Source organism: Bradyrhizobium tropiciagri (genome assembly GCF_001189845.1).
GTDB classification, from domain to species: Bacteria; Pseudomonadota; Alphaproteobacteria; order Rhizobiales; family Xanthobacteraceae; genus Bradyrhizobium; species Bradyrhizobium tropiciagri.
Genome location: NZ_LFLZ01000091.1, coordinates 24,809 through 32,536, shown reverse-complemented (window position 1 = coordinate 32,536; position 7,728 = coordinate 24,809). Strand labels below are relative to the sequence as shown.

Here is a 7,728-nt window from a genome sequence, read left to right as displayed (position 1 = left end):
TTCGGCGCTATCATACGCTCTGTTTGACCTGCTTTGCTTCTACCCGCTGCAACAGCGGTTCGAGAAAATCGAACTTCAGGCGCGCCGCTCTGGAGGGATCGCCCTGAAGTTCGTCATAGAGTTCGTTGGCCCGCGCGAGAATGGCTTGCGGAGCCCCGAGAGGATTCCGGGGAATAGGTCCAATGCGGGTATATCGAAGATCATCGAGCATATGAGCGCCGCATTGAGGCTTGGTCTTCGCTTCAACCCTTCAATTCGAGAAATGGCGGTTCGGCTCTTTACGCCAATTAGAAATGCGAGCTCCTGCTGGGTCAGCCCCCAGCGACGACGATGCGGACGAAGGTGATGCATAGTTGGTGCAAGGCCGGCCAGCGAGATGACAGGCACGCACGCTATGATCGCCCTGAAAGTGGTCTCGACCGAGACACGAAAAAGTGCCGACTCGGCACTTACTACAAAACTGCGCCCCTCATTCTAACTATCTTGGCTTCAGAAAGGATGGCCCATCCGGCATGAAGATCGGGTGGAGATGGGGACTTGGGGATGTGGCAGAGCGACGCGGCAAGCACCAAAGAACCTGTCATCAAGTGTGCTTGCGTCGCTCAGGGGGCTGCTTTTGGGTGCGGCTAGGATGTCCCCGAAGTCCCCACGTCCCCCTCATGCCCGATCGACGACGGGCCGATAACGACATTAACTCCATATCGTCGACACAATATTTCGACCTTCTGCCTCCCGGCCATCGGCACGACGTACACGCCATGGGATTTATAGGTCAGAAGGTTCAGCTTCTTACGCAGGATGCTTCCGATCCACCCCTCCCAAGCTCGTGGAAACCTATTAGCGGCCAAAGCGGCGTTACATATTTTGAAAGCCGCGGGGAGATGTGTATGTCCTTCCAGCGTGGGCGTTCGTGCCCACCGCCTGCCTGTCGGACGGCTCTGCCAGACGACGGGAAGGGGCTAGTGGCGTTCGCTAGAACCCGACTACCGAAGGACACAGCCTAACCGGGATCCTTTGAATTCCAATCGACGTGGTGAAATCCGCGGCAGAACGGCGCCTGGATGATGGTTTTAATCGTCAGAGTGGCATCAATTGATTTATTTCTTGAACTAGGAGGAGGATACTGACGTGAAACAGCATACGAGTAAGACATGGCCAGCCAGTTCTACCGAGTGCTTTACCGTTTCCGGATGCGCACGTATGTCGAGTCGCTATTTCGACGTAGCAGGCGCGAGAGGCAGGAAACGATCTGGCTAAAGCTCACCCTGATGCGGCTAGGGAATGAGCTGCGGCAATCTGAGCACTGGTCCAGCGCTGCGGGTCAGCCTGGCCGTTGCTAAGACGGAGCAGAAAGCGCTCGCCAACTTTAGAAGGCCGCTTCGTTGGCAAAGGTAAACTTGACCGTTGCTGACGACATCTTGCGCGAGGTGTGTTCCGTACCGATGATCTAAGATCGGCCGCTCGCGCACCGTCTCGACTGATATCGGACGGCATCCAGAGCAAACAACCGCAGTGTGAGAAAAGCTATCGGCTGAGACATGCACTGCGCAGCTTACTCGGCACAGACGGCTAGGTTGCGCGTGTCTGCACCTGCAAAACCTCGCCGCCTCTACTGTCGGACATTCTTACGGCTTACGCAGCGCCTGATTTGGAACCATTGCCAGCCGTACACCCGCTTTGTTTAGCTGGATTGCGACGTCGTTTGTTGCCGTCGTGACATGGCGCGATCAACGAACGATGTCATATCCCAAATGGGAGGTGCGAGCAGTATAGGATAACGGCTACGCCTCGGTGGCATGACTATCGCTCAAGAACCCCGCGATTGATCGTGTGTGCGCACTGACACATTCGCTTAGAGGACAACTTCGATGGGCAAGCACTTCATCGTTACGGTGGTGTATTCCACCTTGAGCTTGATTGTCGCAAGCGGAGTTGCGCAAGCGGAAACGGTGGGGCGATACGAATGCAGCGTCATTGGCGCGGCAAGCCACGACGTCATCGGTGGGGATTGGCATCTGCTCCGCAGCCTTCAATATTCGTGTTTTGGCGTGGAGGGCCTGCTGAAAGGCGCGGTTTACACTGGCTCGTCGATTAGTGAGTGGGATGGCCTTCAAGGAACGTATTTGTCTGCCGGCGGAGTTGTCCGGGCGCCGGGGGGCTTGCGGTTACCCAACTCACCGAGGGGACTGTGGCCCTTGTGAGGGAGGATGGCAGATACGCGGGTAGCAAATCATCTGGAAAAGCACTGTTCAAGTTTGCTTCCGGCACCCTCGCCGCGCTCTCAGGAAAAGTCGTCAAGTTTGAAACCGAGTCCAGAGGCGCAGGGCGATTTAGCATGGCACTGACCACTGACAGCGAAGTCAGTGCTATGCCCGAAACGGCTGACTGGCGGTGATCGGCATCGTGCGCCATGTTGACGGCCGGCATCAACGATGCCGGAAGAGGTTTGAATGATTCAGACAAGCTGCTGACACTGCAATCAAAACGAACCCCTACTCATCGCGCGACGACGAGGTGATCGAATAAAAACCGCGTGCCATTGGGGCGCGTGAGACACATGCTCCAACGAAGCGGAGAAATGCGGCCGAAACGGTCACAGTCGTGTCCCTGGATCCTGCCGCCAGCAGCGACCATTCACGAATCTGATCCGTCATGGCACACCTCTGCCAAGAAATGACAGTATAACTAAGACAACCAATCCAATGATGAGCCCGCAGCCCTCAACTACGTCAGTCAGGTTCTCGCGGCGTCGCACATCGTTCGAAGACTGTTTCGACCAGCGATCGTCTTTCTCATCCGTCATGGCTTGCATTTGATCCGTCAACCGTAGGCATGTGTGCCGCGCAATTTTCGCCATGCGTTTTTCGCCACGGCAGCCTCAAGCTATTTGGTGCTCATCGTGAAGGAAGAAGCCCGGAGTTTGCGGGGGGCTTCTTCCTGGATGCCGGCTTACGATCGCGGGAGAAATATCTGCCGCGAATACCAAGGGATTGCGGTAATGCTGATGAGTTGCTCCGAACCATCGAACAGAGGAGCAAGTTGCCGACCGGACGCCTTGAACGAGACCCTTTGCGCGCGATCGATTCCCGTCACTGTGCTGCGCACCACGTCAGCGGCTTGCTCATAGCGATATATTCGATAGAAGTCCGGTTTGGCTCCCGAATAGACGGGCAATTCGACATTAGCCCGCCCAAGTGCACCGCGAGTATATTCAACGTGGACCTGAAGCGAATCTTCGCCGTCCGTCGTGAAGGACCATGCCTCCTCGACATTCGTCACTCCGGCAGGGTCGCTGTGGATCGTCCTGTCTAAGGCAGCCTTCGCGTAGACATAGTTGCTGTAGAGGCCGGGAGCGTAACTTGCAGGCGAGAACAAGCCACCGATTACCATCGGTACGGCTTTTTCCATCCCTTGCTTCTTGGCCGGTACGACCAGTACGGCGCCGCGACCAGGATCTATCGACTTTCCGTCGGCATCTTGGGCCAAGATTTGGTCAATCAAGACGACTGAGAGGTTGGATCCCTTGGACGGTCCGGCACCGGGCGGCTCCATTTGCCAGCCTTCCGGCAGCATCTTTTGAACCGCCGAGTCGGCGATCTTGAAGCTCAGGACGGTTCGTACGTCTAGAGTTTTGCTGTGGAGTTTGTCGTTTTCGCCGGCAAAGGCAGGCTTCGCAAGAAGTACGATACTGGCGGTTGAGATCACCGCCAACGTTCGGGACAAGAAGGACACTTTTCTCTCCTATCAATTCTCATCAATAAAGCCCGTCGGGCATTCCCTTCAGCGCGCTCGGTGTGGAGCGCGCACGCGCAATAAAAAGCGGGTTTTGCTTCCTCCAATCTGCCCAGCGCAAAAAGAATGCGGTGTGCCGATCGCATAACGCGTTCTCAGACAATGGATCGTCTCGAGCAGTTGCCGCATCTACCATTTGGGAGACGTCGCATGGCTGAAGCATCCGGGAGACAATGCTTCTTAAAAGAAGCACGTAGCGTCGTCTTATACCAATTGGGGTATCACCCTCGCTCCTTGTCGGCAGAATGAGCCCGGCACCTGATACGAGTCAGGCTTGATCGTCACCGTGCCCCTTGATCGACGACTACGATGTCGTCATTGCCCCTGACGCAGTCGACGCCGGCAGTTCGAAGCATCGCCGTGGTACGCGCACCTGTATCGCGGGCGCATATTCGTCTCTGGCGCCTCGCGGATCTCGAACATCCATCCCGTTGAGGATCGTCACAGCAGCGCCGCAACGGAGCGTCGCGAACTGACAATCTCCTTTGTACTAAGCGTACCAATATGAGGCTGCGCCGACATACTTCAGGTGAGAAACGAGACAGCTCGCTCGTTATATATCTTACGCGCACTACTCAGCTGCCGAGTGAACGAGCAAATCCGGCTACCGGCTCGACGCGAAATTGATGGAAGTCCTTTCTTAGTAGCCTGATGGCAAAACGAATCATGAAGATATTGGGTGGTGACCGGCGAACAGCAGCGAGGCTGCAGGCTGCAAAGCGCCAGAATACGCAACAACGCATCATCTTCGAATTCTTGCGCCTGTTACATGCCGGTTGTCATATCCCGTTCGCGGAACGAGGGGCATTACGTGTTCGAAGTTACAGACGACCTGATCGATCGAATCTACGAGGCTGCGGCTGTACCAGAGCTTTGGGACGGCGTTCTTGATCGGATTGCACGGCAACTCAGCTCCATTGGCGGCCTGCTGTTTACAGCTAATTCTCAGCACACTGCCTGGGCTGGCTCATCCATCATGCGGCCCTTGTATGCGGAATTCGTCGAAAGAGGGCTGGAGCCGTACAACCCACGCCCTGAGCGAGCATTCGCCAGTGCTCACGACGGGTTTGTGTCCGACCATCAGCTCTTCACTCCTGAGGAGATGGACCGCGATCCGTTTTATCAATATCTCCGGAGCAAGGGCGGAGGGTGGTGCGTTGGCACGGTCATTCGGGCGCCGAGCGAAGATCTTCTTGTTTTCAGTTGGGAGCGCCGGTTTGAGGATGGGCCGGTTTCCAACGAAACTGTTGCCGCGCTTGACCCGCTAAGGGCGCATCTGGCCCGGGCGGCGCTCATTTCAGGGCGATTGGGTCTGGAGCGAGCGCGAGCCGCGGCCGAAGTTCTAGGGCTCATCGGCTTACCAGCCGCGGTTCTCTCACGCTCCCATCGCCTGCTGGCTGCCAACAAGCTGCTCGACGATCTTGTGCCTCGTGTCGTTCAAGATCGGAGGCCTCGGATCGGCCTGGTCGATAAGCGGGCCGATAGCTTGCTTGCGCTAGCGTTGCAGCAGGTCGACGGTCAATCAGCCGGTCAGGTGCGCTCTATTCCGATAGCTGCGACCGAGGAGTCGCTGGCCTCCATTGTGCACGTCGTTCCAGTGCGAGGCGTTGCAAATGACATGTTCGCGGCGTCTTGCATCCTCATCCTCACGACTGTTTCGCAACAAAAGCTTGCACCTGTTCAGATAATTCAGGGCTTGTTTGATCTGACGCCAGCGGAAGCAAACGTTGCGCGCTGGATTGCCGGCGGCAAAACCGTCGATGACATAGCGACAGGCGCGGGTGTGACCGTCGGCGCGGTTTGGCAGCAATTGAAGTCTGTCTTCAGCAAGACGGGCGTTTCCAGGCAGGCTGAACTCGTCAGCATACTTGTTGGCACTGCCTTAGGCGGCAATAGGAGCGGATTTTCTACATGACTAACGGGACAGAGAGTGCCCGCTTCATTGCGGCGATTGAGGCTATTTACAATTCGGCGCCGCATCGATCCAACTGGCCGCTGGCGCTCCAGGCTATTGCCGATGTCTTCGGCGCAGTTGGCACCGTATTGATGTGGCGTCGCGACGACGGCAGCTTTGGAACAATCGTTTCCCCCAAGCTCAGCGCACTCCACGACGCTTACCAAGAGAAGTGGTGGCGCCACGATATCCGTGCCGTCAGAGCCGTCGAGCAGGGATATGTAAGGGGCACGGAAGCGGTTACGGATCGTCATCTAGTAACCCCGGAAGAGATTGAAAAACATCCGATCTACACCGAGTTTCTGGTTCCGCACGGTCTCGGCTGGGTCGCTGGCGCCGCTATTTCACCTGACCCAAGCATCGATGTCTGGATTGGCGTCCAGCGCGCCAAGGCAGAAGCGCCGTTCTCGGATAAGGAACTCGAGGTACTCACGCGCTTGGCGCGTCACGCCGAAAACGCGCTGCGCCTGAGCGTACAGCTGTTTGATGCCGAGATATCCAAGCTGGCGCTGGGCGATGCGCTGGCACGGATTGGCATCGGCGTTTTTATCGTAGATTGCAGCAAGCGCATAGTCTTCTCCAATCCTGCAGCGATCAGCTGTCTTGGCGGCGGTGGCTTGGAGATCGTTAACAACCGACTCGCCGTTGCCCGGTCGCTGGAGCAACGGGACCTTGAAACAGCAATTGACCAGATGCTCGCGGTCGATGCGGACAGCAACTCCCCAAAACCGATCTTGATTCATCGAGAGAGTTCTGACCGGCCTCTCGTACTTTACGTCCTTTCCGTTCCCGGCTCGGGGTTGCAGGATGCCGCGACCCGATTGCTAATGGATGCGCGCGCCATTGTTTTGGCGGTCGATCCATTAGCGAACGCCGTAGCGGATCCCGCAATAGTCCGCGACCTTCTCGGCTTAACCCTCGGCGAAGCGCGTGTTGCAGCGCTCGTTGGGTCAGGACTTTCGCCACCGGAAGCAGCCGAAAGGTTGGGTATTGCCGAGGGAACGGCCCGCGTAGTTCTCAAGCGAGTCTTCTCTAAGGTTGGAGTGTCGCGCCAGAGCGAGTTGGCGGCCCTCCTTGCCAGAATGGTTATCGCGTAACTAAGCGTGGTGCTTTTGCGACCGTCACTGATCCAAACGGGCTCGAACAAGGGATTTTCTGGAGGCCAAATGTTTCTCCAAGGCCAATTGCCGCGCGCTGTAGAAGGCCGCAGTGAAGAGACTCGACGGCTAACAAGAACAAGGAGGTGAATACCGTTTCGAGCAATCGATTTACCTGCCCCGCGACAGCGTCGGGATGGACTTAATGCCGTGCAATCTTTATGAGCGACAGTGGCTGTTCTCGCCACGGTGTGAAGAATGATGAAAGAAGCTATAGCAGCAGCTACAATTCTCGCGGCAACGGTCGCATCGGCCAATTCTCAGGTGGCGCGCTTAGAAATTTATCCGATCTCGTCGGTCACCCTCAAGGATTCCGATTTCTTGGCGGGTCGGACCGACGGTCAACCGGTGACCGTCGCGGGTGAGCTGCGCATTCCAAGAGCTGGTAACGACAAATTGCCCGCCGTCGTGCTGCTTCATGGTTCTGGTGGAACGCTGCGACCCTCGATGACGTGTACAACACAACCAGAAATTTTGCCAGACACGCCGCTTCGCCTTGCTGATGCCGTGAAGGTCGCGTTTCCTTTAGGAGGAATGATGTGCGCGACTTTGCGGAGCGAACGACGCGAGCACCGAACTTGCCGCACGATGAGCATTGAATATCGGCGCGGATCGCGTCGCCAAATGCGCTAAGAAGCTCGGCCCCATCGCGTTCCGATGTCGGCTGCACGCCTGTCATCAGCATCGCAAGCTGGTCGACATCGAGTTCGCGGGCGAATCTGACTGAAAAAGCAGTTGCTGGCATTTGCCCCAAACACGTTTGATCGTTATGCGTCGGGCGAAAGATCGACCGACGCGACAGTACACTACATATCAGTATTTTGC

General features: G+C 56.7%; 6 protein-coding genes and 1 pseudogene. 4 read left to right on the top strand and 3 right to left on the bottom strand.

What is annotated here, in order from left to right; all coding sequences use genetic code 11:
• Window positions 1–10: 10 nt before the first annotated feature.
• Together AKN84_RS49650 and AKN84_RS50900 are read right to left on the bottom strand one after the other, a co-directional pair.
• Complete coding sequence (locus AKN84_RS49650; protein ID WP_050425803.1) at window positions 11–211, bottom strand: hypothetical protein; 201 nt, start codon at window positions 209–211, stop codon at window positions 11–13.
• Between the two features lie 32 nt (window positions 212–243).
• Window positions 244–351, bottom strand: a pseudogene (locus AKN84_RS50900) (helix-turn-helix domain-containing protein); the annotation flags it as partial.
• A 1,517-nt stretch (window positions 352–1,868) separates the two neighbouring features.
• Here AKN84_RS50900 and AKN84_RS49645 point away from each other — a divergent pair.
• Window positions 1,869–2,201, top strand: coding sequence for a hypothetical protein (locus AKN84_RS49645; RefSeq protein ID WP_050425802.1), 333 nt, complete (start codon window positions 1,869–1,871; stop codon window positions 2,199–2,201).
• A 748-nt stretch (window positions 2,202–2,949) separates the two neighbouring features.
• Here the strand turns inward: AKN84_RS49645 and AKN84_RS39625 are convergent.
• Entirely contained in the window at window positions 2,950–3,732 is a 783-nt protein-coding gene (locus AKN84_RS39625) for a hypothetical protein (RefSeq protein ID WP_050425801.1), read from the bottom strand.
• A 742-nt stretch (window positions 3,733–4,474) separates the two neighbouring features.
• Between AKN84_RS39625 and AKN84_RS39620 the strand changes: the two genes are divergently transcribed.
• From AKN84_RS39620 to AKN84_RS48420, 3 genes are all read left to right on the top strand, one after another.
• Window positions 4,475–5,707, top strand: coding sequence for a helix-turn-helix transcriptional regulator (locus AKN84_RS39620; protein ID WP_128971564.1), 1,233 nt, complete (start codon window positions 4,475–4,477; stop codon window positions 5,705–5,707).
• Window positions 5,704–6,843 carry a helix-turn-helix transcriptional regulator gene (locus tag AKN84_RS39615; RefSeq protein ID WP_050425799.1) on the top strand — a complete coding sequence of 380 codons (1,140 nt, stop codon included), beginning with the start codon at window positions 5,704–5,706 and terminating at the stop codon, window positions 6,841–6,843. Before AKN84_RS39620 ends, AKN84_RS39615 begins: the two co-directional genes overlap by 4 nt.
• Window positions 6,844–7,101: 258 nt before the next feature.
• Complete coding sequence (locus AKN84_RS48420) at window positions 7,102–7,536, top strand: hypothetical protein (RefSeq protein WP_193399718.1); 435 nt, start codon at window positions 7,102–7,104, stop codon at window positions 7,534–7,536.
• Window positions 7,537–7,728: the final 192 nt, after the last annotated feature.